This is a genomic window from Roseomonas marmotae (assembly GCF_017654485.1).
Lineage (GTDB): Bacteria > Pseudomonadota > Alphaproteobacteria > Acetobacterales > Acetobacteraceae > Pseudoroseomonas > Pseudoroseomonas marmotae.
The window spans coordinates 1,683,690-1,709,419 of record NZ_CP061091.1 but is presented as its reverse complement, the minus strand read 5'-3'; the positions used below and the strand labels follow the sequence as shown (position 1 = coordinate 1,709,419).

The 25,730-nt window shown below is 67.8% G+C and carries 20 protein-coding genes and 1 tRNA gene; 11 read left to right on the top strand and 10 right to left on the bottom strand.

The features are described from left to right. Positions 1-2: 2 nt before the first annotated feature. Positions 3-947, bottom strand: coding sequence for a hypothetical protein (locus tag IAI58_RS08080; RefSeq protein WP_207446631.1), 945 nt, complete (start codon positions 945-947; stop codon positions 3-5). Positions 948-1,185: 238 nt separating this feature from the next. Here IAI58_RS08080 and IAI58_RS08075 point away from each other — a divergent pair, with 238 nt between their 5' ends. From IAI58_RS08075 to IAI58_RS08055, 5 genes are all read left to right on the top strand, one after another. Next, a complete protein-coding gene (locus IAI58_RS08075) occupies positions 1,186-2,163 on the top strand; it encodes an ABC transporter ATP-binding protein (protein ID WP_207446632.1) in 978 nt (325 codons plus the stop codon). A 39-nt stretch (positions 2,164-2,202) separates the two neighbouring features. Then, on the top strand, positions 2,203-3,471 hold the full coding sequence (locus IAI58_RS08070) for an ABC transporter substrate-binding protein (RefSeq protein ID WP_207446633.1): 1,269 nt from the start codon (positions 2,203-2,205) through the stop codon (positions 3,469-3,471). A 10-nt stretch (positions 3,472-3,481) separates the two neighbouring features. Beyond that, a complete protein-coding gene (locus IAI58_RS08065; protein ID WP_207446634.1) occupies positions 3,482-4,333 on the top strand; it encodes an ABC transporter permease in 852 nt (283 codons plus the stop codon). A 3-nt stretch (positions 4,334-4,336) separates the two neighbouring features. Beyond that, positions 4,337-5,143, top strand: a complete 807-nt coding sequence (locus IAI58_RS08060) for an ABC transporter permease (RefSeq protein ID WP_207446635.1) — start codon at positions 4,337-4,339, stop codon at positions 5,141-5,143. A gap of 116 nt (positions 5,144-5,259) precedes the next feature. Then, complete coding sequence (locus IAI58_RS08055; protein WP_207446637.1) at positions 5,260-7,053, top strand: putative bifunctional diguanylate cyclase/phosphodiesterase; 1,794 nt, start codon at positions 5,260-5,262, stop codon at positions 7,051-7,053. Here the strand turns inward: IAI58_RS08055 and IAI58_RS08050 are convergent. The 5 genes from IAI58_RS08050 to IAI58_RS08030 all read right to left on the bottom strand — a co-directional run bounded on the left by IAI58_RS08050 (position 7,050) and on the right by IAI58_RS08030 (position 12,438). Further along, positions 7,050-7,595: a GNAT family N-acetyltransferase gene (locus tag IAI58_RS08050; RefSeq protein ID WP_207446639.1), complete on the bottom strand. Its 546-nt coding sequence runs from the start codon at positions 7,593-7,595 to the stop codon at positions 7,050-7,052. The genes IAI58_RS08055 and IAI58_RS08050 overlap by 4 nt on opposite strands. Then, entirely contained in the window at positions 7,595-9,271 is a 1,677-nt protein-coding gene (gene ettA, locus IAI58_RS08045) for an energy-dependent translational throttle protein EttA (protein WP_207446641.1), read from the bottom strand. Before ettA ends, IAI58_RS08050 begins: the two co-directional genes overlap by 1 nt. 76 nt (positions 9,272-9,347) lie before the next feature. Continuing rightward, entirely contained in the window at positions 9,348-10,967 is a 1,620-nt protein-coding gene (locus IAI58_RS08040; protein WP_207446647.1) for a GGDEF domain-containing protein, read from the bottom strand. Between the two features lie 117 nt (positions 10,968-11,084). Continuing rightward, positions 11,085-11,158: transfer RNA gene (locus tag IAI58_RS08035), tRNA-Ile, on the bottom strand. Positions 11,159-11,217: 59 nt separating this feature from the next. Then, complete coding sequence (locus IAI58_RS08030; RefSeq protein ID WP_207446648.1) at positions 11,218-12,438, bottom strand: E22 family MetX-like putative esterase; 1,221 nt, start codon at positions 12,436-12,438, stop codon at positions 11,218-11,220. 174 nt (positions 12,439-12,612) lie between these two features. Between IAI58_RS08030 and ppa the strand changes: the two genes are divergently transcribed. From ppa to IAI58_RS08015, 3 genes are all read left to right on the top strand, one after another. After that, positions 12,613-13,134, top strand: a complete 522-nt coding sequence (gene ppa / locus IAI58_RS08025) for an inorganic diphosphatase (RefSeq protein WP_207446649.1) — start codon at positions 12,613-12,615, stop codon at positions 13,132-13,134. A gap of 55 nt (positions 13,135-13,189) precedes the next feature. Continuing rightward, the gene (locus tag IAI58_RS08020) at positions 13,190-14,050 is read left to right on the top strand and encodes a hypothetical protein (protein WP_207446650.1); all 861 of its coding nucleotides are present in this window, start codon (positions 13,190-13,192) and stop codon (positions 14,048-14,050) included. Between the two features lie 125 nt (positions 14,051-14,175). Further along, positions 14,176-15,060, top strand: coding sequence for a hypothetical protein (locus IAI58_RS08015; protein ID WP_207446651.1), 885 nt, complete (start codon positions 14,176-14,178; stop codon positions 15,058-15,060). Here the strand turns inward: IAI58_RS08015 and IAI58_RS08010 are convergent. The 4 genes from IAI58_RS08010 to IAI58_RS07995 form a co-directional block, all read right to left on the bottom strand. Next, complete coding sequence (locus tag IAI58_RS08010; protein ID WP_237182934.1) at positions 15,029-15,604, bottom strand: GNAT family N-acetyltransferase; 576 nt, start codon at positions 15,602-15,604, stop codon at positions 15,029-15,031. The two genes, IAI58_RS08015 and IAI58_RS08010, sit on opposite strands and share 32 nt — an antisense overlap. A 16-nt stretch (positions 15,605-15,620) precedes the next feature. Continuing rightward, positions 15,621-17,546, bottom strand: coding sequence for an RNA polymerase sigma factor RpoD (gene rpoD / locus IAI58_RS08005; protein WP_207446652.1), 1,926 nt, complete (start codon positions 17,544-17,546; stop codon positions 15,621-15,623). A 196-nt stretch (positions 17,547-17,742) separates the two neighbouring features. Then, on the bottom strand, positions 17,743-19,596 hold the full coding sequence (gene dnaG, locus IAI58_RS08000; protein WP_207446654.1) for a DNA primase: 1,854 nt from the start codon (positions 19,594-19,596) through the stop codon (positions 17,743-17,745). Between the two features lie 32 nt (positions 19,597-19,628). After that, positions 19,629-20,087: a GatB/YqeY domain-containing protein gene (locus IAI58_RS07995; protein WP_207446656.1), complete on the bottom strand. Its 459-nt coding sequence runs from the start codon at positions 20,085-20,087 to the stop codon at positions 19,629-19,631. 161 nt (positions 20,088-20,248) lie between these two features. On the opposite strand from IAI58_RS07995, the gene carA reads away from it, so the two are divergent. The 3 genes from carA to carB are packed head-to-tail and all read left to right on the top strand — an operon-like array spanning position 20,249 to position 25,703. Continuing rightward, entirely contained in the window at positions 20,249-21,643 is a 1,395-nt protein-coding gene (carA, locus tag IAI58_RS07990) for a glutamine-hydrolyzing carbamoyl-phosphate synthase small subunit (RefSeq protein WP_207446658.1), read from the top strand. A 32-nt stretch (positions 21,644-21,675) separates the two neighbouring features. Further along, entirely contained in the window at positions 21,676-22,425 is a 750-nt protein-coding gene (locus IAI58_RS07985) for an SDR family NAD(P)-dependent oxidoreductase (RefSeq protein ID WP_207446660.1), read from the top strand. A gap of 32 nt (positions 22,426-22,457) precedes the next feature. Further along, positions 22,458-25,703, top strand: coding sequence for a carbamoyl-phosphate synthase large subunit (gene carB, locus IAI58_RS07980; protein WP_207446662.1), 3,246 nt, complete (start codon positions 22,458-22,460; stop codon positions 25,701-25,703). Positions 25,704-25,730 lie beyond the last annotated feature (27 nt).

The following is a 25,730-nucleotide window of genomic DNA, read 5'->3' as shown; positions in this document are numbered from 1 at the left end:
GTTCAGGCCCGGCGCAGAATGGCGTGCATCATCTGCCCGTCGATGCTGGGAAAGACCTGCCGCGAGGCGCAGCGCCCCGGCTCGATCTCCGCCAGCAGCCCCTCCATCCTCCGCGCCGTGATACATTCCGGCTTCCGGTTCAGATAGATCTCCATCCAGGCGGCTTCCGGCGCCGGGCGCCCCGGCGCGCAGAGCAGCAGCCGCCCGCCCGGCTTCAGGACCTGGAAGGCGGACCAGACCAGGTTCTGCACGGCGGCGGGTTCCCAGTCGAGCGGCAGGTCCGGCAGGCAGATCAGGTCGAAGCAGCCCTCGCGATAGGGGCGCCGCGCGAAGCCGCGAAGCGAGCAGCGGAGCGTCCGGAGCGCCAGTTCCCGCGGCTGGTCGCGGTAGAGCACCCTCCGGCTGGCGGTATGATTCTCCAGCACCGTCCAGCGGGCGATGCGGTGCAGGTTGGTGACGGCGGCGGCCTCGCGCAGGTGGCCGGCGCCCAGGGTCAGGATTTCAGCGCCACGGATCTCGGTGGCCACGGCATCAGCCATACGCGTCAGAAGGGCGGTGCGGTTGCGGAGGGCCTGCATCCAGGGCAGCGCCCGGGTCACGGCAAAGAGGTCGAGCCCGGCGCGGGAGGTTCCCTCCAGCAGTGGCTCCACCGCTTCATGGCCCAGCAGCAGGTCCAGCCAGGCGGCCGCCGGCTTGTCCGCATGATGGACCAGCGGGTCCTCCCGCATCAGCCGGTGCATCGGATGGCTGCGGAGCAGGTCCCGCACCTCCACCCAGTCCTGCGCCTCGCGCCGCAAACCGGCGCAGAGCCGGATCAGCTCCCCCAGCGCCATTGGCGCCCAGCCTGGCTCCCATGCCAGATCGACCAGCCGGTCCAGCTCACTGACCAGCTCCGCCCCCACCCGATCTTTAAGGCCATAAGATGCGATCGTCGTGTTGTCATACATCTCTCGGCCCTCCCGTTCTGAAAGCCCAATAACGCGTTCGGGAGCGAGCGCATCACCAAAATTGGTCAGAACTTCGCAAAAATACGACTCGCTCAACCCTGCCATGCAGAAAGGCGGGGTTTCAGCATGACTGCACAACCGGAAGGCACGCAACCGGCTTAAGCTGAACAAAACCGACGAACCCGAGCTGGTGCAGGGCTTGCATAGCCGTTCCCGAAACAGAACGACGGGGCTGGCCTTGCGAGCGGATGTCGAACTGATCAGCGTCACCAAGCGCTATGCCAGGGGCGCGGTGGCGGTGGATGCCATTTCCCTGGCCATCCCCAGCGGCAGCTACTGCTGCCTGCTCGGCCCCTCCGGCTGCGGCAAGACCACCACCCTGCGGATGATCGCGGGCCATGAGGCGGTCACGGAAGGCGATGTCCTGTTGGGCGGCCGCAACGTGACGGACCTGCCGCCCGCCGCTCGCGGGACGGCCATGATGTTCCAGAGCTACGCGCTCTTCCCGCACCTCACGGCGCTGGAGAATGTGGCCTTCGGCCTGCGGATGCGCGGCATGGGCAAGGCCGAGCGGCTGAGGCAGGCGCAGGAATTCCTGGACCTCGTGCAGCTTTCATCCATGGCCGCGCGCCTGCCCAGCCAGCTCTCCGGCGGGCAGCAGCAGCGGGTGGCCCTCGCGCGGGCGCTGATCACCCACCCCCGCGTGCTGCTGCTCGACGAGCCGCTCTCCGCGCTCGACCCCTTCCTGCGGACGCAGATGCGGGAGGAGCTGAAGCGGCTGCAGCGGGAGTTGGGCATTACCTTCATCCATGTGACCCACGGGCAGGATGAGGCCATGGCCCTGTCCGACATTGCCGTGGTGATGGAAGGCGGCCGCATCGCCCAGGCGGCCCCGCCGCGGGAAGTCTTCGAGAAGCCGGCCAGTGCCTTCGTCGCCCGCTTCATCGGCGGCCACAACGTGCTGAATCTGCCGGAAGGGCACTTCGCCATCCGCACCGACCGCTGCCGCCTCGGCGGCGGCCGGCTGGCCGGGCATGTCGCCGCTATCGAATACCAGGGCGCCGCCGTGCGCGTGGTGCTGGCCGCTCAGGATGGCCAGACCGCCGAGGCCATGCTGCCCGACGCCGTGTTCCACGCCGCACCGGTCAGCCCCGGCGTGGCCGCGACCCTGGGATGGGACGCCGCCGACGCGCACCCCCTGCCCCAGGCCAACTGACTTTCGATGCTGCCTGACGACAACAGAAGGACTGAGGATATGAGCAAGACGACCCTCACCCGTCGCGGCGTGCTGGCGCTGGGTGGCGCCGCCTTGGGCAGCGGTGCCGTCACCGGCTTCCCCACCATCTGGGCACAGAACATCAAGGATGTGACGCTGCGCCAGATCGGCACCGGCGTCTCCGGCCTCAACCCGATCGCCGAGCAGGTGAAGAAGGATCTGGGCTTCACGCTGCAGTTGACGGTGACGGATACCGATGCCGTGGCGCAGCGCGCGGCCACGCAGGCGCGCAGCTTCGATATCGCGGATATCGAGTATTTCAGCATTAAGAAGGTCTATCCGACCGGCGCGATGCAGCCGATCGACACCACGCGCATCAAGCTGATGGACAAGATCGTGCCGGTCTTCACCACCGGCAGGCTGACGGCGGACAGCGAGATGGGCCAGGGCACCTCGCCCTTCTCCGTCGGCTTCGTCGAGAGCAGGGACGCCAAGGGCTTCGCCGGCAGGCGCACCGAACTGATGACGCTGATGCCCACGGTCTACAACGCTGACACGCTGGGCATCCGCCCGGATCTGGTGGGGCGCCCGATCACCCATTGGAAGGACCTGATCGACCCGGCCTTCAAGGGGAAGGCCAGCATCCTGAACATCCCGGGCATCGGCATCATGGATGCGGCCATGGTGGCCGAGAGCGCCGGCATCATCCAATACGGCGACAAGGGCAACATGACCCGCGCCGAGATCGACAAGACCATCGCCTTCCTGATCGAGCAGAAGCGCGCCGGGCAGTTCCGCGCCTTCTGGAAAAGCTTCGACGAGAGCGTGAACCTGATGGCCTCGGGCGAGGTGATCATCCAATCCATGTGGTCGCCGGCCGTGGCGGCGGTGCGCTCGCGCGGCGTGCCCTGCGTCTACCAGCCGCTGGCCGAGGGCTACCGCGCCTGGGGCTCCGGCCTCGGGCTGATGCGGCACCTGACCGGGCTGCAGCTCGATGCCGCCTATGAATACATGAACTGGTATCTCTCCGGCTGGTGCGGCGCCTTCCTCAACCGCCAGGGCTACTACTCGGCGGTGTTGGAGACGGCGAAGGCGAATATGTCCGAGAATGAGTGGGGCTATTGGATGGAAGGCAGGCCGGCCACCGGCGACATCCTCTCCCCCGACGGCAAGGTGATGGAAAGGGCCGGTGCGGTGCGCGACGGCGGCGGCTTCGAGGAGCGGATGGGCAAGGTGGTCTGCTGGAATTCCGTCATGACGGAGGACCGCTACCTCGTCACGAAGTGGAACGAGTTCATCGCCGCCTGAGGACCAACGGATGCGCCGCTCTGCGCTTTTCTCCTGGCTGCAGGCGGCGCCCCTGGCGCTGGTGCTGGCCATCTTCCTGGTCCTGCCGATGGCGATGATCGTCGTCGTCAGCTTCTACGACTACAGCGCCTTCGCCCTGATCCCGGATTTCGTCCTGACCAACTACGAGGAAGCCTTCGGCTCCGCCGTCACCTGGCGGACCTATGGCAAGACGCTGTGGTATGCTGGAACAGTCTGGACCATCACCTTCGCCATCGGCTTCTGGCTGGCCTACTACCTGGCCTTCGTCGTCCAGGGCGAGATGACACGCATGGTGCTCTTCATGCTCTGCACCGTGCCTTTCTGGACCAGCAATCTGATCCGCATGATCGCCTGGGTCCCCTTCCTCGGCCGCAACGGGCTGATGAACCAGGCGCTGATCAGCATGGGCGCGATCGACCAGCCGCTGGAATTCCTGCTCTTCTCAGACTTCGCCGTCGTGCTGGCCTTCGTGCATCTCTACACGCTCTTCATGGTGGTGCCGATCTTCAACACCATGATGCGGATCGACCGGCGGCTGCTGGAGGCGGCGCGCGACGCCGGCGCCGGCTTCTGGCAGACGCTCTGGGTGGTGATCCTGCCGCTCTGCAAACCCGGCATCGGCATCGGCAGCATCTTCGTCATCGTGCTGGTGATGGGCGACTTCGCCACCGTGCGCCTGATGAGCGGCGGGCAGAGCGCCTCGGTCGGGCTGATGATCAGCAACCAGATCGGGCTGATGCAATATCCCGCGGCCGCCGCCAATGCGGTGGGCCTGCTGGTGATGGTGCTGCTGCTGATGGCCGCGATCCTGCGCGCCATCGACATCCGCAAGGAGTTGTGATCCGTGCCTGGACGCCTCGGGCGCATCCTGCTGACGCTGCTCTTCGCCGCCTTCCTCGCCTTCCTTTACGGGCCGACGCTCACCATCACCATCCTCTCCTTCCAGGGACCGGATGGCGGGCTGACCTTCCCGATGAACGGCGTCTCCCTGCACTGGTTCGGGCGGCTTTTCGCCACGCAGGCGGTCGGCGATATCGGCGCGTCGTTGAAGCGATCCCTCGGGCTGGCGGCGATGGTCACGATCTCCACCGTGCTGATCTCGCTGGCTGCCGGCATGGCCTTCCGCCACCGCTTCCCCGGCGGCGGCGCGCTCTTCTACCTGACGCTGGCCAGCCTGATCGTGCCCTCCATCCTGGTCAGCCTGGGCGTGGGGCTTCTCTTCACGCTGATGGAATGGGAGCCGTCCTGGTATTCCTCGGCCTTCGGCGCGCAGCTGACCTGGACGCTGCCCTTTGGCCTCCTGATCGTCCTCGCCGTCTTCAACCGCTTCGATCGCTCCTGGGAAGAAGCGGCGCGCGACCTCGGCGCGACGCCGTGGCAAGGGTTTCTTTACGTTGTCCTGCCCATCATCGCGCCCGGCGTGGTGGGGATCGCCCTGTTCGGCTTCACCCTCTCCTTCGACGAATTCGCCCGCACCTTGCTGACCGCGGGTTCGGGCAACACCCTGCCGCTGGAGATCCTGGGGATGACCACCACCGTTACCAACCCGGTGCTCTACGCGCTGGGCACGGCCTCCACTGCCCTTTCCTTCGCCGTCATCGGCGGTGCCATGCTGGGGGTTCGGAGTTTGCGCCTGAGGCGAAACCGGTGAAACCTACTCGCCGCGCATCGCCTGGGAATGATACATCGTCGCGTTCTTATTTATAAATAAGGGCGGCGCGTGGCGGTATCGAAGGGTCGGACGTAATGCTCGGGCGGCTAGCCACCTTGGTACGGAATGGATGGGCCAAGGAGGCCCAGGCCGGGCGCGACAGCGACCGCCTGTTCCGCCTGCTGGCCGAGAATGCCAGCGACATGATCGTGCTCCTCGCACTCGACGGGACGCGCACCTACGTCTCCCCCGCCTGCCGCACCATCCTCGGCTATGAGCCCGAGGAGATCATGGGCGTCTCCACCTTCGTCTATGTGCACCCCGACGACCTGGAACCGGTGCGGGAGCGGATGCGCGCGGTGGCCGAAGGGCACGGCGACCGCCGGGGCGTGAACCGCATCATCCGCTCCGATGGCCGGACCGCCTGGGTCGAGTCGAGCCTGCGGCTGGTGCGCGACCCCGTGACCGGCGAACCGCGCGAGATCGTCGCGGTCGTGCGCGACATCACCCAGCAGAAGCTGAACGAGGCGCGGGTTGAGCAGCTTGCCAGCACCGATGAACTGACCGGCCTGCCAAATCGTCGCGCTTTCCTGGCAGGAGTGGAGGCGATGCTGGCGAAGGGCGCGCGTTGCGCCCTGCTCTTCATCGATCTCGATAACTTCAAGCCTATCAACGATATCCATGGCCATTCCGCCGGCGACGCGGTGCTGACCGTGGTCGCCTCCCGCCTGCGGCAGGAAGCCCCGGCCGGGGCCATGGTGGCGCGGCTGGGCGGCGATGAATTCGCCATTCTGCTGGCCGATGGCCACCTGGCGGCCGAGCTGGCCGAGCATATCCTGCAGGTGATGGCCGCCCCCGTGGTGACCGAGGATCTGGTCGCCGAGATCGGCGCCAGCATCGGCATCTCCCGCTGCCCGGAACAGGGCCATGACAGCCAGAACCTGCTGCGCACCGCCGATATGGCGATGGACCATGCCAAGCGCGCCGGCCCTGGCCGCTACTTCTTCTTCGCCAGCGAGATGGAAGAGGAGCTGCGCGAGAAGACCGTCTTCAAGGTGCGGCTGCGGCAGGCGATCACGGCGGGCGAGATCATCCCCTATTACCAGCCGCTGGTGGATCTGCGCAGCCGGCGGCTGATCGGGCTGGAAGTCCTGGCGCGCTGGAAGCATCCGGACCGGGGGGTGCTGCCGCCCTCGGAATTCATTACCCATGCCGAGCTTGGCGGGCTGATCTCGCCGCTCTTCAACGACCTGCTGCGCCAGGCCTGCCACGACGCCACCCAGTGGCCGGACGGGCTGAAGATCGCCGTCAACATGTCACCGCTGCAACTGCAGGATGCCGCCCTCTCCGGGACCGTGCTGAACATCCTGTCCGAGACCGGGCTCAGCCCGCTGCGGCTGGAGCTGGAGGTGACGGAGACCGGCATCGTCCATGACCTCGGCACCGCCAAGCGGCTGCTGGGAATGCTGCGGGAGGCCGGCATCCGCGTGGCGCTGGACGATTTCGGCACCGGCTATGCCAGCCTGCGGATGGTGAAGGAACTGGCGGTGGACCGGCTCAAGATCGACCGCAGCTTCGTCGTCGCCCTGGCCTCGGCGCCGGAGAGCGGGCGCTATGTCTCCGCCATCATCGGGCTGGCGCGGGCGCTGGGTCTGGGCACCACGGCGGAGGGGATCGAGGACGCCAGCACCATGCGGCGAATCGCCTCCATGGGTTGCGATCTCGGCCAGGGCTATTTCTTCGGCCGCCCCCACCCGGCATCCGAGTTGGGGCCCTGGCTGCGCGACGCGGCAGAAGGGCTGCCGGCGGTGCCAGAGGCCGAGATCGTCAACCCATCCTCGGCACAGATCCCCGCCAGTGCCGGAGCGGCGGCCGGGCGAGCATCCCCACCCGGCCGGGTCCTGTTCTAGGCCCGCTGCCGCGCCAACGGCGGCCGCAGGCTTTCATAGACGCGCATCGGGTATTCCTGATGCATGTAGTGGTCGCATTCGCGCAGGCCGAGGTCGGTCAGCACGGCGCGGGACGCCAGGTTGCTCTCCCGCGCCACGGCGATGATGCGCGAGAGCCCGGCTGCATGGCCGAATTCCAGCACCGCCCGCGCGGCTTCCCGCGCGTAGCCCTTGCCGCGCGACCATGGCCAGAGCGAGAAGCGCAGCGCGATGCCGCGCCCATCCGGCCGTTCCATCAAGCCGACGATACCCAGGAAGGCGTCATCCTCCGCCCGGTGCACCGCCCAGGTGCCGTAGCCACGCACGGCCCAGAAGGCCATGTCGTCCTGCAATTCCTCAGCCGTGCGCGCCGCGCTGCGGGTGCCGTGCAGCATCAGCCCGAAGGCGGCCTCATCCCCCTTCAGACGGATGAGGTCGTCCAGATGCGCGGGGCAGACGGGGCGCAGGACCAGCCGGTCCGTGCGCACCACATGGGGGGCATCGCCCCCCCAGCCACCGTCCATCACCGGGTCAGGGGGCGGTACTTGATCCGGTGCGGCTGATCGGCAGCCGCGCCCAGGCGGCGGCGTCGGTCGGCTTCATAGGCCTGGTAGTTGCCTTCGAACCACTCGACATGGCTCTCGCCCTCGAAGGCCATGATATGCGTCGCCAGCCGGTCGAGGAACCAGCGATCATGCGAGATGATCACGGCGCAGCCGGCGAAGTCCTGCAGCGCCTCTTCCAGCGCGCGCAGGGTATCGACGTCCAGGTCGTTGGTCGGCTCATCGAGCAGGATGACGTTGTGCGGCTCGCGCAGCATCTTCGCCAGGTGCAGGCGGTTACGCTCACCGCCCGAGAGCACGCCCACCGGCTTCTGCTGGTCCCCGCCCTTGAAGTTGAAGGCGGCGGCATAGGCGCGCGACGGCACCGCCCGCTTGCCCATCATGATCATGTCCTGCCCGTCGGAGATTTCCTGCCAGACGGTGCGCTTGTCATCCAGCGTGTCGCGGGACTGGTCCACGTAACCCAGGCTGACGGTCTCGCCGATCTTCAGCGTGCCGCCGTCCGGCTGCTCCTTGCCCGTGATCATCTTGAACAGCGTGGACTTGCCGGCGCCGTTGGGGCCGATGACGCCGACGATGCCGCCGGGCGGCAGCTTGAAGGACAGGCCGTCGATCAGCAGATTGTTGCCGAAGCCCTTCCGCAGGTCGGTGGCCTCGATGACCGTGTTGCCCAGGCGCGGCGCGGGCGGGATCTGGATCTCGGTCGGGTCGGGTGCGCGCTCCTGGCTCTTGGCCAGCAGCTCCTCATAGGCCTGGATACGCGCCTTGCTCTTGGCCTGGCGCGCGGCCGGGCTGCGGCCGATCCATTCCTGCTCCTCGGCCAGCTGGCGCTGGCGGGTGCTCTCCTCCTTCTCCTCCTGCTGCAAGCGCTTGCGCTTGGCATTCAGGTAGGCGGAGTAGTTGCCCTCGTAGGGAATGCCGCGGCCGCGGTCGACTTCCAGGATCCAGTTGGTGACATTGTCCAGGAAGTAGCGGTCATGGGTGACGACCAGCACCGCGCCCTCATAGTCGCGCAGCGTCTTTTCCAGCCAGGAGACGCTCTCGGCATCCAGGTGGTTGGTCGGCTCGTCGAGCAGCAGCAGGTCGGGCTTCTCCAGCAGCAGCTTGACCAGCGCCACGCGGCGGCGCTCGCCGCCCGAGAGGTTGGTCACCGAGCTCTCTGCCGGCGGGGCGCGCAGGGCGTCCAGCGCGATGTCGATCTTGCGCTCCAGGTCCCAGCCGTCGGCGGCGTCGATCTTCTCCTGCAGCTCGGCCTGCTCGGCCAGGAGGGTATTCATCTCCTCCTCGCTCATCTCCTCGGCGAACTTCATCGAGATCTCGTTGAAGCGCTCCAGGTCCGTCTTCAGCGTGCCGAAGGCGTCCATGACATTCTCGCCGACCGTCTTCTCGGGGTCGAGATGCGGCTCCTGGCTCAGGTAGCCCACCCGCACGCCCTCGGCCGCCCAGGCCTCGCCGCCGAACTCCTTGTCCTGCCCGGCCATGATGCGCATCAGCGTCGACTTACCGGCGCCGTTGGGCCCGAGCACGCCGATCTTCGCGGTGTTCAGGAAGGAAAGGGTGATGCCTTTGAAGATCTCACGCCCGCCCGGATAGGACTTGGTGAGGTCTTTCATCACGTAAACGTACTGAGGGGCCATGGCGCGACACTATTCCGGCGAGAGGTTCGGCCCCGGTTCTAGCCACCGGGGCGCCCTACGCCAAGCGTAAGCGGGTTCAGGCGGCGGCCGGGTCATTCCCCCTCGCCTCGTGCACCTGATCGCGGCCGGCATTCTTGGCGGCATAGAGGGCACCATCGGCCCGCAGCAGCAGACTGTTCAGCCCCTCCCCCGGCTGCCGGACGGCGATGCCGAAGCTGGCGGACAGGTAGTGGCCAGGCAAGGCGAAGCCGGGCCGCACCTCCCGCAGCACCTGGCGCAGCCGCTCGGCCAGGGCCAGGGCGCCGGCGCGGTCCACGCCAGGCAGGGCGATGGCGAATTCCTCGCCTCCCAGACGGCCGAGGAGATCCTCCGCCCGCAGCGCCTCCTGGCAACGCCGGGCGACCGCGCGCAGCACGGCGTCGCCACCGGCATGGCCGGCGCAGTCATTGATGGCCTTGAAATGGTCGAGATCGAAGGTGATCAGCGAGAACGGCCTGCCCTGGCCCCGTGATGCCACCAGCGCCCGCTCCGCCTGTTCCAGGAAGCCTCGGCGGTTGGCGATCCCTGTCAGCGCATCCGTCCCGACCAGCCGCCGGAGCTGCTCCGTTCGCTCGGCCACCCGGTATTCCAGGGTCCGATTGGCGTCGGCCAGGGCCCATTCAGCCTCCCGCCGCTCACTCACCAATGCCATCAGGGTCAGCACGTTCATGGCGCAGAGCACGATCAACATGCTGGCCGACTGCATCGGATTGGCCACGCCCGGACCCTGGAAGGGTCCGAGGCCCGCGACCGTGCCGGCCGAGGCGATGACGCAGAGGATGGTCAGCAGCGTATAGGCCGCGCGCAGCGAGATCCGCAGCGCGACCCAGGAAAGCGGCACCGCCAGCAGAAAGACCAGCTGCGCGGAAGGCAGGCGGTCCGGCAGATTGATGGAAAAGACCAGCACGGCCAGCCCCGCCGTGGCCAGCCAGACGGCGCCATCCAGGAACAGCATCCCCTGGGCACCGCCGGCGGCACGGCCGGGCGCCGGCGGCACCCGCTCCAGCCCCAGCCAAAGCGCCAGGGAGGGAGCGAAATAGAAGGTGCCGCCGGCATCGCAGAGCACCCAGCCGGCCCAGGTGCCCCAGGCATCCTGCCAGGGCAGGCCGCCCAGGCTCAGCAGGGAAAGCGTGCCGATGCTGGCGGTGAGCAGGGCATGCAGCAGCACCAGCCCGATGATGAAGGCCACTACGCCGCTGAAGCGCGTGAACAGGCCTGTGGCCGGGCGCAGCCGGCGCGTCAGCATGGCGCCCGCCAGCGGCCCCAGGGCATTGCCCAGGGAAATAGCCGCCGCCACCGTGGGCGGGGCCTCGAAAGCCAGCGCATTGACCAGGAAGGAGCCGAGGAAGACACCCGGCAGGAGGCGCGCGCCCCCCATCATGCTGGCCGTCGCCGCCAGCCCGGCCGGCAGCCAGATGGGAGCGGGGAAGAGGCCGAAGGCGGCGAAGAACCGGCCGACGGCACAACCAAGCACCAGATAGGCCAGCAGGACCGAGAGATTCGCCATACCCCAGAAGAACAGGCTGCGGCCACGGCACCAGGCTGGCAGCCAGGGCTCGGCGCCTGTTTCTCGCCTCAGCCAGAGAGGCCATGCGTCACGGCCCGCTGCCCGGGTCGGAGCGATGGCATCCAGATTCTGATGGATGGCTGAAGGCATGCGGCACCCCGACCTGCCGCCAGTCCCGGCGGTGGGCCGCAATTTCCGTGATGCATCGTTGTGTTGCAAGCACGATCACGGAATCCGGAGCGCCTTGCACGCCTGTGCCGTTCCCCCTGCGCCCGGCAGGACTTGAACCCGCAACCAAGCCGTTATGAGCGGCCCGCTCTAACCAATTGAGCTACAGGCGCCAGGAGGATCATCCGATAGCTAGACCGGCGGGAAGGAATCCGCCAGGGGGGGGAGCGGCTCAACGGGCCAGCAGGCCGCGGATGGCATCTTCCCCCTGCCCGAGGCCGCTCACCCCCTCCAGATGGCCGAGCCTTCCCTTCAGTTCCACCAGTTCCACCGGCTGGTCCATGCCGCGCAGCGCCTCCGCCAGCTCCCGCGCATATTCCACCGGGAAAACCCGGTCCCCGGCGGCGGGCATGATCAGCCATTTCGCCCGGGTGCGGGCCAGGGCGGCGTCCCGGTCGGTATATTCGTTCAGGAAGAGCTGGTTGGCGCGCGTCAGATAGAGGAAGGAATTCGCGTCCGAGAGCCTGGCGCGGGCGGCGGCGGCATCCTCCAGCCATTGCTCGACGGCGAACCGGTCCTGGATGCGGCGGGAGGGGTCCTGGCCCTCCGCGGGGCGGCGGCCAAACTCCCGTGCCCAACCCCGGTCGCGCGAATGCAGGGTGACGATGCGGAGCGCCTCCGCCAATCCCTGCAAGGGAGGCTGGCGTCCCTGGGCGTAGTAGTCGCCATTGCGCCAGTTGGGGTCCATGCGGATCGGCGCCTCCCAGACATCCAGCCAGCCCAGCATCCAGGCATCCATCTCGCCGGTCGTGACGGCGGCCATGACACGGTCCACCAGCCCGGGATAGGCGCAGGCCCATTCGATGGCCTGCAACGCTCCCATGCTGGCACCGGCCACCAGGGCCAGCTTCCGCACCCCCAGGCTTTCCAGCAGCAGCTTCTGCACATCCACGAAGTCGCGGATGGAGACCACCGGGAATTCCATGCCGTAGGGCCGCCCCGTGGCCGGATTGACCGAGGCGGGTCCGGTGGTGGTGGTGCGGGGGTCGCGCGCGTTCAGATTGGCCAGGGTGTCGGATGACACGACGAAGTACCGGTCGGTATCGATCGGCTTCCCCGGGCCGATGATGTCGTTCCAGTAGCCCGGCGCCTCCCCCGCAGCGTAACGGCCGAAGGCATGGCTGGTGCCGGTGAAGAAGTGGGTGATCAACACCGCGTTGTCGCCGGCCGCGTTCAGCGTGCCGGCCGTCTGGTAGCCCACGCGGCCAGTGGGCAGGGCGGCGCCGCCGCGGGTGCGGTAGTTCTGGAACTCGAAGATCTTCTTCTCGACGATCAGCTCCGGCGTGGCCGGCGTCGCGGGGCTGGCGCCGGGCCGGGGGGACTGTGCCCGCGCCCACGGCGCCAGGAGGCTGGTCAGGGCGGTCGCGGCCAAGAAGCTCCGGCGCGTGGTCATGCGGCTCCACTCCCCCTCGGGCGGCGCTGGCGGCGCGCGCCTTTTCCGCCACATGGTGCCCTGGCCCGCTTCCGGCCGGCAAGAGTGCTGCCGAATAGACGCCCGCCGCGCCCCCTGCTACAGCGCCTCCACCCAGCTTCCGTACGACTGCAACAACTTGGATGGGCCACCCAGATGGACATTTCGAAGCTCTCCACCGGCAAGAACCCGCCTTACGACATCAATGTCGTCATCGAGATCCCGCAGGGGTCGCAGGTGAAGTATGAGCTGGACAAGGACAGCGGCGCCGTCGTGGTCGATCGCTTCCTCTTCACCCCGATGGCCTATCCGGCGGCTTATGGCTTCGTCCCCGGCACCCTGGCCGATGACGGCGACCCCTCGGACGCGCTGGTGCTGGCGCCCGCCCCGATCGTGCCCGGCGCAGTGATCCGCTGCCGCCCGATCGGCGTTCTCTTCATGGAGGACGAGAGCGGCCAGGACGAGAAGCTGGTCTGCGTGCCGCATGACAAGCTGCATACCGCCTATACCGATGTGAAGGACGTGTCGGATCTGCCGAAGATCATCCGCGACGCCATCGAGCATTTCTTCACCCGCTATAAGGACCTGGAGCCCGGCAAGTGGGTGAAGGTGCGGAACTGGGGCAATGCCGAAGAGGCGGCGAAGATCCTGGAGCAGCAGATCGCCGCGGCCAAGTAACGCCGCAACAGGGGCGGGGCGCCGACCCCGCCCGGTTTGATCGGGGAGGCTGACCATGCTGCTGCTGAAGCCGGAGCAGGACATCGTCCTGGGCCAGTCAGCCGACCCCAAGCGTTATTTCCCGATGCTCCGCAGCACCTCCCGCATCAACCGGGAATTCTGCCGGCGGCAGGACATTCTGTATCTCTGCCATTACGGGGTCGTCCGGGGCTTCCACCCCTGGCACGCCTCCTACAACCGGGTCTTCACCCTCAACCAGCTGCTCGATCTCGGCTTCACCGGCTGGTATCTGCATCTGGATGCCGATGCCTGGGTGCATGACACCGGCTTCAACCTGCGCGACTACCTGGCCGGCATCGCCGATAAATCCCTCGTCTTCGCCCCAGGCGCCACCGACCGGGTCTGGGACGTCAATAACGGCGTCTTCCTAGCCAATCTGGCGCACCCCGACACCCAGGAAGTGCTGCGCACCTGGAAGCAGGAGATCGAGGCCATCTCGCCCGAACGGATGCGCCGGGCGACGGACTGGGCGCAGATTCCCGAGGACCAGCAGCTGCTGCACACCGTGCTGCGGCGGGACGAATTCCGCCTCTGCGCGCATCTGCACCATGAGCACTTCAGCTTCATGAACGGCCCCGAGGCCAGCTTCATCCGCCAGTTGCTGCGCTCCCATCAGCGCGACCCGGTGAAGCGGCTGGACACCATCCAGCTGCAGGTGGAGACGGCGATGGCCGCGCAGGGCCTGCCGGCGGAAGAGCCCGTGACGACCTTCTGCAACCTGGCCCGGGCGCTGGACCTGCCCCTGCCCCTGGATGCCGCCGGCATCCGCGCCATCATGGCGGACAAGGCCAGCCTGGCCGCCTTCCTGCGGCAGGCGCTGGGCGAGGATGACACGCCTTCCATCCCGGCGGCCTGAGACCGGGGCTCAAGGGCGGCACTTCCGCGAATTCCCCAGGCAAGGCTTACCGCAGCAACGTGAACTGAAGCTGGGCGCTGGACGGGATATTCATCTCTCCGCCTGACCTCGGGGAACCGGACGCGATGCGTGCACTGAAGCCTGAACGGGATATCGTCCTGATCCAGTCAGCCGACCCGGTGAACTACTTCTTCATGTTGCGCAGCACGGCCCGGATCAACCGGGAATTCTGCCTCCAGCACGATATCGACTACACCTGCCACCAGGGCATCATCCGCGGCTTCCATCCCTGGCAGGCCTGCTACAACCGCATCTTCCTGATCAACAACCTGCTCGATCTGGGCTTTACCGGCTGGTACCTGCATCTGGACGCCGATGCCTGGGTGCATGATGTCGGCTTCGACATCCGCGCTTATCTGGCCGATTGCCGGGACCATTCCTTCGTCTTCGCCCTGAGCGCCAGCAAGCTGAGTTGGGAGGTGAATGACGGCATCTTCCTCGCCAATCTCGCGCATCCCGACACGCGGGATGTGATGCGCGCCTGGAAGGAAGCGGCCGAGGCGATCCCGGAGGACCGGCTCCGCCAGGCCACGAACTGGTATGAGCATGGCACGCCCGGTGACCAGCAGTTGCTGCAGGCCATCCTGCGGAAGGATGACGCCCGGCTCTCCGCCCATATCCGGCACGAGCCCATCAGCTTCATGAACGCCCCGACCTCCAGGGTCTTCCGGCAGCTTCTGCGCGCCCAGCAGCGCGACCAGGGGCTGCGCCTGGACGAGATCCAGATGCGCGTGGGCGATGCGCTGCGGCAACGGCGCCTGCCCGTGGCGGAACGGGTCACCACCTTCTGCTATCTGGCGCGCCTGCTGGGCCTGCCGATACCGCCCCAGGTGGCGGAAATCCGCAGGATCATGGCCACGAAGGAGAATTTCGCTGCCTTCTTCGGGCCGGTGCTAGCCAGGACCGAGGCGCCGCCCCCTACCCCGCCAGCAGCCGCTCCGGCACCTTGAGGCCGAGGCGCACCGGCACCGGCCAGATCTCCCGCACCCGCCGCGTCTCGGTGAAGCCGGCGGCCCGGTAGTTTGGCAGGGCGCGCGGATGGTCGGCGGTGCAGGTATTCACCGTCAGCAGCCGCGTGCCGCGCGCCCAGCCCTGGTCGATGGCGTGGCGGAGGAAACCGGCGCCCATGCCGCGCCCGACGGCATGGGGCAGCAGGCCGAAATAGGCGATATTGGTCTGCCCGCTGCCCCGCCGCTCCAGCTCATAGAAGCCCGCCGGCGCGCCGCCATGGTAGAGCACATGGATGCTGACGGCAGGGTCGGCCAGGACATTGGCGATCTCGGCATCGCCGACGGTGCGGCGCAGCCACCAGACGTAATCCTGCCCCACCGTATTATAGAGGTAGCGGTAGAAGGGTACGGTGCAGCCCGCCACGACCTCTACATGGGCATCCGCCGGCAGGGCCGGCGCCGGGCCGGCGGGGGGACGCTCCATTCGCAGGAAGGTCACCTCCACCGCCACGCGGATCGCGGGCTCCACCAGCGAGAGCTTCACCGCCCCTACCCCTGCCTCAGTTGTCGAGGAAGCTGCGCAGCTTACGGCTGCGGCTCGGGTGTTTGAGCTTCCGCAGCGCCTTGGCCTCGATCTGGCGGATACGCTCGCGCGTCACGTTGAACTGCTGGCCGACCTCTTCCAGCGTGTGGTCGGTGTTCATGCCGATGCCGAAGCGCATGCGCAGCACGCGCTCCTCGCGCGGGGTCAGGCTGGACAGCACGCGCGTGGTGGCTTCCCGCAGGTTGTTCTGGATGGCTGCATCCAGCGGGATGATGGCGTTCTTGTCCTCGATGAAGTCGCCGAGGTGGCTGTCCTCCTCGTCGCCGATCGGCGTCTCCAGGGAGATCGGCTCCTTGGCGATCTTGAGGACCTTGCGCACCTTCTCCAGCGGCATGCCGAGCTTCTCGGCCAGTTCCTCCGGCTGCGGCTCCCGGCCGATCTCGTGCAGCATCTGGCGCGAGGTGCGGACCAGCTTGTTGATCGTCTCGATCATGTGGACGGGGATGCGGATGGTCCGCGCCTGGTCCGCGATGCTGCGGGTGATGGCCTGGCGGATCCACCAGGTGGCATAGGTCGAGAACTTGTAGCCGCGGCGGTACTCGAACTTATCGACCGCCTTCATCAGCCCGATATTGCCTTCCTGGATCAGGTCCAGGAACTGCAACCCGCGGTTGGTGTATTTCTTGGCGATGGAGATCACGAGGCGCAGATTGGCCTCGATCATCTCCTTTTTCGCCTGGGTCATGTCACGCTCGCCACGGCTGACCATGGCATAGACCCGCTTGAACTCGCCCACCGGCAGGCCGGTCAGGGCCGCCGTCTCGCCGATCCGGGCACGGATGGCCTCAGCCTCGTCGCGGGAGCGTTCGACGAAGTTCTTCCAGGCCTTGCCCGGCAGGGTAGAAACGCGCGCCATCCAGGCGGGGTCGATCTCGGCGCCGCGCCAGTGGTTCAGGAAGTCGTCGCGCTTGACCTTGCTGGCCTCGGCCAGACGCAGCACCTGGCCCTCGAAGCCGGTGATGCGGCGGTTCAGGCCCTTGAGCTGGTCCACCAGCTCCTCGATCCGGTTGTTGTGGAGATGGATCTTCTCCACCAGCGCCACCAGCTCGGCCCGCTGCCGGGCGTATTCCTGCTCGGCCTTGGCGGCCAGTTCGCCGCCGGCCGTATAGGCCTCCATCCGCTGCGTCTGCAGCTTCCGGAGCTTGCCGTAGAGGCCCTCGATCTCCTCGAAGGTCGCCAGGGCCTCGGGCTTCAGCTTCTCTTCCAGCGCGGAAAGCGAGAGGCCCATACCCTCGCCTTCCTCGCCTTCCTCGAATTCCTCGGTCTCGGGCGGGGGGGCGTCGCCACCCTCGGCGGCGGCGGTCGCCTCAAGGTCGATCACGTCGCGCAGCAGCATGCGGCCGTCCTTGACGGCTTCATGCCAGCCCAGGATCGCCTGCAAGGTCAGCGGGCTCTCGCAGAGGCCGCCGATCATGGCGTCGCGCCCGGCCTCGATGCGCTTGGCGATGGCGATCTCGCCCTCGCGGGAGAGCAGCTCGACGCTGCCCATCTCGCGCAGATACATGCGGACGGGGTCGTCGGTACGCCCGAGGGTTTCCTCGTTGACGTTGCCGCCTTCCGATTCCTCTTCCTCTTCCTCCTCGGCCCCTTCGGCCTTGGCGGCGGGGCGGGCGGCGGCGCCATCGCCCTCCTCGGCCTCCTCGGCCTCCACCACGTTGATGCCGAGCTCGCTCAGCATCGCCATGGTGTCCTCGATCAGTTCGGAGGACACCTGCTCGGAGGGTAGAGCGGCGTTCAGCTCGTCATAGGTGACGTAGCCTCGTTCCTTCCCGCGGGCGACCAGCTTCTTGACGGCTGCAGAGAGGGTATCGAGCAGGGCCCCTTCCACCGCCTCGTCGCGGTTCTCGACCGTCTCGGTGCCGCCCGCCGCCTTGCTTGCCATGCCGTCCGCTCCGTCAGATGCCGCCGCACATGCCACCCGAGGCTGCCGCCACTCACGGCAAGGGGTGACGCACCTTGCTGGTCCTATTCTGCCCTGCCCCCGTCCTGACGGGCCCCCGGGCGTCGCACACCACCTTCGCGCCATAACCGCCCGCGCCCCCGCAGCACAAGAGCCGGCGGCGGCCAAAGCAGGACGGTCATGGACTCGCGTCGGTTTCGCCGCCTTCGTCCCCCATCTCGCCCCTCCGCTGCGCCATCAGCGCCTCGGTCAGCCGGAGCATGCGGTTGTATGCGGGCACGTCGTTGGAGGCGATCCAGTCCTGCCGGGCCCTTTGCAGATCCTCCTGCAAAGCGTCCTCCCCCCGCAGAAAACCGAAGAAATGCCACCATGCCTGGGCCACGGACTGCGGCTGCGCCTCGGCCGCGAGCAGCCGCCGAAGCCCCGGGCACTGCAGCGCCCAGGCCAGGGCCTCGGGCGCGCTCGCCTGGAGGTGGGCGTTCAGCGCCACCGGGTCAAGCTGCTCGGCCACCGCGCGCCAGTCCAGGATACCCTGGCGGAGCCGCGCCGCCTCCTCCTCCGCCGGCAGTTCCAGTTGCAGCAGCGCCTCCTCCACCTCCGGCAGCAGCCAGGGATGGGCCAGGGTCAGCGCCAGCAGGCACCGCAGCCGCTCCCGCTCCGTATGCCCCGCGTCGATGGCGGGGCGCGGCAGGTTCAGCACCGGCGCGGGCGGGCGGCCCTTCTTCCAGTCGCCGCCGCTCCGCATGGCCGGGCGCTGCGGCGGCGGGCGCCGGCCGGATTCGAAGAACCGGTCCAGCAGCATGCGGCGGTATTCGGAAGCCAGGGCCTTGTCGGAAATCCTGGCGGCAGCGTCTTCCAGGGCATGGCGCAGGCCGGCGCGGGCCTCCGGCGTCGTGCCGCCATGCTCGGCGGCCAGCATGTCATAGAGTACGCCGCTCAATGGTCGGGCGGCTTCCAGCAGGCTGCCGAAGGCCCCCGGCCCGCCCTTGCGGATGAGGGAATCCGGGTCCTCCCCAGGCGGCAGGGTGACGAAGGAGAGCGTCCGCTCCGTGGAGAGCAGCGGCAGCGCCACCTCCGTCGCCACGCGGGCGGCGGCGCGGGTGCCGGCGGCATCGCCATCGAAGCAGAGCACGGGGTCCGGCACGACGCGCCAGAGCTCCTCGAGCTGCTCCTCCGTCAGCGCCGTGCCCAGCGGCGCCACCGCGCCCGTGAAGCCGGCCTGATGCAGCGCGATGACATCGGTATAGCCCTCGGCCACCACCACCCGGCTCTTGCCCCGGAAGGCGGCGTCACGGGCAATATCGATGCCATAGAGGTTGCGGCGCTTGGAGAAGAGCGCGGTCTCCGGCCCGTTGACGTATTTCGGCTGACCGTCGCCCAGCGTCCGCCCACCGAAGGAGACCATGCGCCCGCGCCGGTCCCGGATGGGGAACATGACGCGGTTGAAGAAGAGGTCGGTGGGCGGCCCGCCATCCTCGCCGCCGCGCATCAGCCCGGCCTCGACCAGCTGGCGCAGCTCGATGCCCAGCGGCTTCAGGTCGGCCGCCAGGGCGCCGCGCCCGCCCCCGGACCAGCCTAGGCCGAAGCGGCGGATGGTCTCCTCGCTCAGTCCCCGGCGCAGCAGGTAGTCCAGCCCCGCACGGCCTTCAGGCAGCCGCAGCCGGCGCTGGAAGGCCTCGGCGGCGGCTTCCAGCACGGCATGCAGGTCACGCGCGCGGGCCTCGCGCTGCGCCTGCTGCGGCGTCGCCTTGGGCACTTCCAGCCCGGCCTCGGCCGCCAGGCGCTCCACCGCCTCGGGGAAGCTCGCCCCCTCCGCCTGCATGACGAAGGCGATGGCATCGCCATGCGCGCCACAGCCAAAGCAGTGGTAGTGGTCGTCGTAGATATAGAAGGAAGGCGTCTTCTCCCCATGAAAGGGGCAGCAGGCCTTCCATTGCCGGCCGGAGCGCGTGACCCTGGTCTTGCGGCCGATCAGCGCCGGCAGCGGGGTCCGGGCGCGAAGCTCTTCGAGAAAGTTGGGGGGCAGCGCCATGACAGGGTCTTAGCGCGCCGCCCCTGCCAAAGTTAAGCGCCCAGCTTCGCCTTCACCAGCGGGCCAGCCTTGGCCATGTCCATGGTGGCGGCATGCTTCGCGCGCAGCACGGCCATCACCTTGCCCATCTCCTTGATGCTGCTGGCGCCTGTTTCGGCCACGGCGGCGTCGACGGCGGCCTGCATGGCGGCATCGTCCATCTGCTGCGGCAGGAATTCCTCGATCACCGCGATCTCGGCCTCTTCCTTCGCGGCCAGTTCCGGGCGGTTGCCCTGGCGGTACATTTCCACGCTTTCCCGGCGGGACTTCACCATGCTGCGGAGCATGGCGACGATCTGCTCCTCCGGCACCTGCTCCACCCCGCTGGGGCGGGCGGCGATATCGGTGTCCTTCAGCTTGGCCATGACCATGCGGATGGTCGAGGTCCGCGCGGAGTCACCGGCCTTCATCGAGGCCTTCATCTCCTCCAGGAAACGGGCGCGCAGGGACATGGGGCTCTCCTCGAACAGGGCTAGCGGCACAAAAACAGGCGGTGCGGCATGGAATGGGCGGTATAAGGCGGCCCGGTGCGGAAGAGCCAGCGGGAAGAAAATTCCCAGACACCCATATCTGCGCTGTTGCCCTGGGAAAGAAATTCCCAGATAACCCGCACATGCGGTCCGTGGAAGATATCCTTACCCTGATTGGCGGCGCCGACGCCGCCGCCCAGCGCTGCGGCATCGGCACCGAGGCCGTGCGGAAATGGCGCCAGTCCCGCGCCATCCCCGCCAAGCACTGGCCCGCCATCATCGCCGCCACCGGCCTGAGCCTGGCGGATATGCCCCAGGGCTCCCCCCTGCCCGCCCCCACCAGCCCCGAAGCGGAGAGCCCGATGAGCCCTGAGCACCAAGCCGCCGAGCAGCCGCCCGCCGGCGCCACCGCCGCGCTGGTGCTGGGCGATGGCTCTGTCTTCTGGGGCATCGGCTTCGGCGCCCAGACGACCAATGTCGGTGAGGTCTGCTTCAACACGGGCATGACCGGCTACCAGGAGACGCTGACCGACCCCTCCTATGCCGGGCAGATCATCACCTTCACCTTCCCGCATATCGGCAATGTCGGCGCCAATCCCGAGGATAGCGAGAGCATCACCCCCGCCGCCCGCGGCCTGGTGGTGAAGCTGGACCTGACGGAGCCCGCCAATTACCGCGCCACCCGCCACCTCGACGACTGGCTGAAGAGCAACGGCATCCCCGGCATCGCCGGCGTGGATACCCGCGCCCTGACCCTGCGAATCCGCGACGGCGGCGCGCCGAATGGCGTGCTGGCCTTCCCCGCCGACGGCAAGTTCGACCTGCCGGCCCTGAAGGCCCGGGCCGCCGGCTGGCCGGGGCTGGAGGGGATGGACCTGGCGAAGGAAGTCTCCTGCCGCCAGTCCTACCAGTGGACCGAGGGACTCTGGGCCTGGGGCCAGGGCTTCGAGAAGAACCCCATCCGCAAGCACAAGGTCGTGGCCGTCGATTTCGGCGCTAAGCGCAACATCCTGCGCTGCCTGGCCGATGCGGGCTGCGACGTGACCGTGGTGCCCGCCACCGCCACGGCCGAGGACATCCTCTCCCACAACCCGGACGGCGTGTTCCTGTCCAACGGCCCCGGCGACCCGGCGGCGACCGGCACCTATGCCGTGCCCGCCATCCGTGGGGTGCTGGACTCCGGCAAGCCCGTCTTCGGCATCTGCCTCGGTCACCAGCTGCTGGCGCTCGCCCTGGGCGCGAAGACCTATAAGCTGGAGCGCGGCCATCGCGGCGCCAACCAGCCGGTGCAGGACCTGACAACCGGCAAGGTGGAGATCACCAGCCAGAACCACGGCTTCGCGGTGGATGAGGCCAGCCTGCCCGCCGGCGTGACGGTGACGCACAAGTCGCTCTTCGATGGCTCCAACGAGGGCATCGCCGCGTCCGACCGCCCCGCCTTCTCCGTCCAGTACCACCCGGAGGCCAGCCCCGGCCCCTCCGACAGCCACTATCTCTTCCACCGCTTCGTGGAGATGATCGAGGCGCAGAAGGGCTGATCCACGGCCCTTCCCGGGGAAGAGGAACGGACATGTTCGATCTGAGCGGACGCGTGGCGGTGGTCACGGGCGGCAATGGCGGCATCGGCCTGGGCATGGCGCGTGGCCTGGCCGCCGCCGGCGCCTGGGTGGCCGTGGTCGGCCGCAATGCCGAGAAGAACAAGGCCGCCGTGGCTGAGTTGGGCGACGATGCCTTCGCCATCCAGGCCGACCTGACCGAGGCCGGCGCCGCCGACCGCGTGGTGGCGCAGGTGGTGGAACAGGCCGGTGGCGTGGATATCTTGGTCAACAATGCCGGCACCAATATCCGCCGGTTGCCGCAGGATGTGACGGACGAGGACTGGCACGCCGTGATGGATGCCAACCTCACCAGCGCCATGCGGATGACCCGCGCGGCCTATCCGCATCTCAAGGCCAATGGACGCGGACGGGTCATTTCCATCGGCTCGATGATGTCGATCTTCGGCCTGCCACTCTCCCCCGCCTATGGCGCCAGCAAGGGTGGCATCGTGCAGTACACGCGCTCCCTCGCCGTGGCCTGGGGGCCGGACGGCATCACCGCCAATGCCATCCTGCCGGGCTGGATCGAGACCGAACTGACGGCTGGCGCCAAGCGCGACATGCCTGAGCTGAACGACCGCGTGCTCTCCCGCACGCCGCAGAAGCGGTGGGGCCTGCCCGCCGACTTCGCCGGCATCGCGGCCTTCCTGGCCAGCGATGCCGCTGCCTTCATCACCGGCACCGCCATCCCCGTGGACGGCGGCATGTCGGTGCACGGCTGACACAGACCGATAAAGACAGGGTCCCCTCCCCGATGCCCAAGCGTACAGACATCAAGTCCATCCTGATCATCGGGGCCGGCCCCATCGTCATCGGTCAGGCCTGCGAGTTCGACTATTCCGGCGCGCAGGCCTGCAAGGCGCTGCGGGCGGAGGGCTACCGGGTCATCCTGGTGAACTCCAACCCCGCCACCATCATGACCGACCCCGGCCTGGCGGATGCGACCTATATCGAGCCGATCACGGTGGAGATGGTCGAGAAGATCATCGCCAAGGAGCGGCCGGACGCGCTGCTGCCCACCATGGGCGGCCAGACCGCGCTGAACACCTCGCTGAAGCTGGCAGAGGCCGGCGTGCTGGAGAAGTACGGCTGCGAGCTGATCGGCGCCAAGGCCGAGGTGATCGACAAGGCCGAGGACCGGCTGAAGTTCCGCGATGCCATGACCAAGATCGGCATCGAGAGCCCGCGCAGCCACATCGCCCACACGATGGAAGAGGCACGCGCCGGCCTGGAGCTGGTGAAGCTGCCCTGCGTCATCCGCCCCTCCTTCACCCTGGGCGGCACGGGCGGCGGCATCGCCTATAACAAGGAGGAGTTCGAGCAGATCGTCTCCGCCGGCCTCTCGGCCTCGATGACCAACGAGGTCCTGATCGAGGAATCCGTGCTGGGCTGGAAGGAATTCGAGATGGAAGTGGTCCGCGACAGCGCGGATAACTGCATCATCGTCTGCTCCATCGAGAACCTGGACCCGATGGGCGTGCACACGGGTGATTCCGTGACGGTCGCCCCGGCGCTGACGCTGACCGACAAAGAATACCAGCGCATGCGCGATGCCTCCATCGCCTGCCTGCGCGAGATCGGCGTCGATACCGGCGGCTCCAACGTCCAGTTCGGCATCAATCCCGCCGATGGCCGCATGGTGGTCATCGAGATGAACCCGCGCGTCTCCCGCTCTTCCGCGCTGGCGTCGAAGGCCACGGGCTTCCCGATCGCCAAGATCGCCGCGAAGCTGGCCGTGGGCTATACGCTGGACGAGCTGAAGAACGACATCACCATGGTGACGCCGGCCGCCTTCGAGCCAACGATCGACTATGTGGTCGTGAAGATCCCGCGCTTCACCTTCGAGAAGTTCCCCGGCACGCCTGCGACGCTGACGACCTCCATGAAGTCGGTGGGTGAGGCCATGGCCATCGGCCGCTCCTTCAACGAGGCGTTGCAGAAGGGCCTGCGCTCGCTGGAAACCGGCCTTTCCGGCCTGGACGATATCGAGCAGCCGGGCGATGGCTCCAAGGAAGCGCATATCGCGTCGCTGGCCACGCCGAAGCCGGACCGCGTGCTGAACGTAGCGCAGGCCTTCCGCGCCGGGCTGACCGTTGAAGAAATCCACCAGGCCTGCAAGTTCGAGCCCTGGTTCCTGCGCGAGATCGAGAAGATCGTGAAGGCCGAGGAAGGCGTGCGCGCCAATGGCCTGCCGGCGGATGCCAATGGCCTGCGCCGCCTGAAGGCGATGGGCTTCTCTGACAAGCGCCTCGCCGCGCTCTCCGGCAAGTCCGAGGCCGAGGTGACGGCACTGCGCCAGACGCTCTCCGTGCTGCCGGTGTTCAAGCGCATCGACACCTGCGCGGGCGAGTTCGCCTCCGATACGCCCTATATGTACTCGACCTACGAGGGCGGCTTCGGCGTGCCGGAATGCGAGGCGCGGCCGACGGACAAGAAGAAGGTCATCATCCTCGGCGGCGGCCCGAACCGCATCGGCCAGGGCATCGAGTTCGACTATTGCTGCGTCCATGCCTGCTACGCGCTGCGCGAGGCGGGGTTCGAGACCATCATGGTCAACTGCAATCCCGAGACGGTCTCCACCGACTACGACACCTCCGACCGCCTGTATTTCGAGCCGCTGACGGCCGAGGACGTGATCTCCCTGATCCGCAAGGAGCAGGAGAAGGGCGAGGTGCTCGGCTGCATCGTGCAGTATGGCGGCCAGACGCCGCTGAAGCTCTCCCAGGCGCTGCACAAGGCCGGCATCCCCATCCTCGGCACCAGCGCCGAGGCCATCGACATCGCCGAGGACCGCGAGCGCTTCCAGCAGCTGCTGAAGGGCCTGGGCCTGAAGCAGCCGCAGAACGGCATCGTCCGCACGCTGGATGAAGCGCTCGTGGAAGCCGAGCGCATCGGCTATCCCGTGGTGGTGCGCCCCTCCTACGTGCTGGGCGGCCGGGCGATGGAAATCGCCTACAACAAGGAACAGCTCCTGCGCTTCGGGCTGGAGGCCGTGAAGGTCTCGGGCGAGAACCCGATCCTGATCGACCAGTATCTGCAGGACGCCATCGAGGTGGATGTGGACTGCATCGCCGATGAGGCGGGCGAGGTCTATGTCGCCGGCGTCATGGAGCATATCGAGGAAGCAGGCATCCATTCCGGCGACAGCGCCTGCTCCCTGCCGCCCTATTCCCTGCCGCCCGCCATCATCACCGAGTTGAAGGCGGAAACTGAGGCGATGGCCAAGGCCCTGAAGGTCAAGGGCCTGATGAACGTGCAGTATGCGGTGAAGGACGGCGAGATCTTCGTGCTGGAGGTGAATCCGCGTGCTTCCCGCACGGTGCCCTTCGTCGCCAAGGCCACGGGCATCCCGGTCGCCAAGATCGGCGCCCGCGTTATGGCCGGCGCGAAGCTCTCCGAGTTCAAGCTGGATGATGAGGCGATCAGCCGCCACGTCGCGGTCAAGGAGGCGGTCTTCCCCTTCAACCGCTTCCCGAATGTCGATGTCATCCTGGGCCCGGAGATGAAGTCCACCGGCGAGGTGATGGGCCTCGACACCTCCTTCGAGCGTGCCTTCGCGAAGTCCCAGCTCGGCGCCGGCGTGAAGCTGCCGGAGGCCGGTGGCGCCTTCATCTCGGTGAAGGACAGCGACAAGAACACGGTGGTGCAGCTCGGGCGCCGGCTGGCCGATATGGGCTTCACCCTGCTGGCCACCCGGGGCACCGCCGCCAGGCTGCGGGATGCCGGGCTGCCGGTGACGGTGGTGAACAAGGTGATGGAAGGCCGGCCGCATTGCGTGGACGCCATCCGCAACGGCGAGATCCAGCTGGTGATCAACACCACCGGCTCCGGCGCCGCCGTGACGGACAGCTTCGACATCCGCCGGGGCGCCCTGACCACGGGGGTGCCGCACTACACCACCATGGCCGGCGCCCGGGCCGCGGTGCATGCCATTGCGGCCCTGAAGGCCGGAACCCTTGATGTGTTGCCGGTCCAGGCCTACTTTCCCCCTTCGTTCTGAACGGGTGGGGCCGCTTTCCCAACAGGG

Bases quoted from the DNA above. Each gene is read 5' to 3' on its own strand.
- carA (WP_207446658.1), top strand. From the start codon at position 20,249: ATGCGGTCCGTGGAAGATATCCTTACCCTGATTGGCGGCGCCGACGCC.
- carB (WP_207446662.1), top strand. From the start codon at position 22,458: ATGCCCAAGCGTACAGACATCAAGTCCATCCTGATCATCGGGGCCGGC.
- IAI58_RS08080 (WP_207446631.1), bottom strand. From the start codon at position 947: ATGTATGACAACACGACGATCGCATCTTATGGCCTTAAAGATCGGGTG.
- dnaG (WP_207446654.1), bottom strand. From the start codon at position 19,596: ATGGCGCTGCCCCCCAACTTTCTCGAAGAGCTTCGCGCCCGGACCCCG.
- IAI58_RS08015 (WP_207446651.1), top strand. From the start codon at position 14,176: ATGCGTGCACTGAAGCCTGAACGGGATATCGTCCTGATCCAGTCAGCC.
- IAI58_RS08020 (WP_207446650.1), top strand. From the start codon at position 13,190: ATGCTGCTGCTGAAGCCGGAGCAGGACATCGTCCTGGGCCAGTCAGCC.
- IAI58_RS07985 (WP_207446660.1), top strand. From the start codon at position 21,676: ATGTTCGATCTGAGCGGACGCGTGGCGGTGGTCACGGGCGGCAATGGC.
- IAI58_RS08065 (WP_207446634.1), top strand. From the start codon at position 3,482: ATGCGCCGCTCTGCGCTTTTCTCCTGGCTGCAGGCGGCGCCCCTGGCG.
- IAI58_RS08070 (WP_207446633.1), top strand. From the start codon at position 2,203: ATGAGCAAGACGACCCTCACCCGTCGCGGCGTGCTGGCGCTGGGTGGC.
- rpoD (WP_207446652.1), bottom strand. From the start codon at position 17,546: ATGGCAAGCAAGGCGGCGGGCGGCACCGAGACGGTCGAGAACCGCGAC.
- IAI58_RS08050 (WP_207446639.1), bottom strand. From the start codon at position 7,595: ATGGACGGTGGCTGGGGGGGCGATGCCCCCCATGTGGTGCGCACGGAC.
- ppa (WP_207446649.1), top strand. From the start codon at position 12,613: ATGGACATTTCGAAGCTCTCCACCGGCAAGAACCCGCCTTACGACATC.
- IAI58_RS08030 (WP_207446648.1), bottom strand. From the start codon at position 12,438: ATGACCACGCGCCGGAGCTTCTTGGCCGCGACCGCCCTGACCAGCCTC.
- IAI58_RS07995 (WP_207446656.1), bottom strand. From the start codon at position 20,087: ATGTCCCTGCGCGCCCGTTTCCTGGAGGAGATGAAGGCCTCGATGAAG.
- ettA (WP_207446641.1), bottom strand. From the start codon at position 9,271: ATGGCCCCTCAGTACGTTTACGTGATGAAAGACCTCACCAAGTCCTAT.
- IAI58_RS08040 (WP_207446647.1), bottom strand. From the start codon at position 10,967: ATGCCTTCAGCCATCCATCAGAATCTGGATGCCATCGCTCCGACCCGG.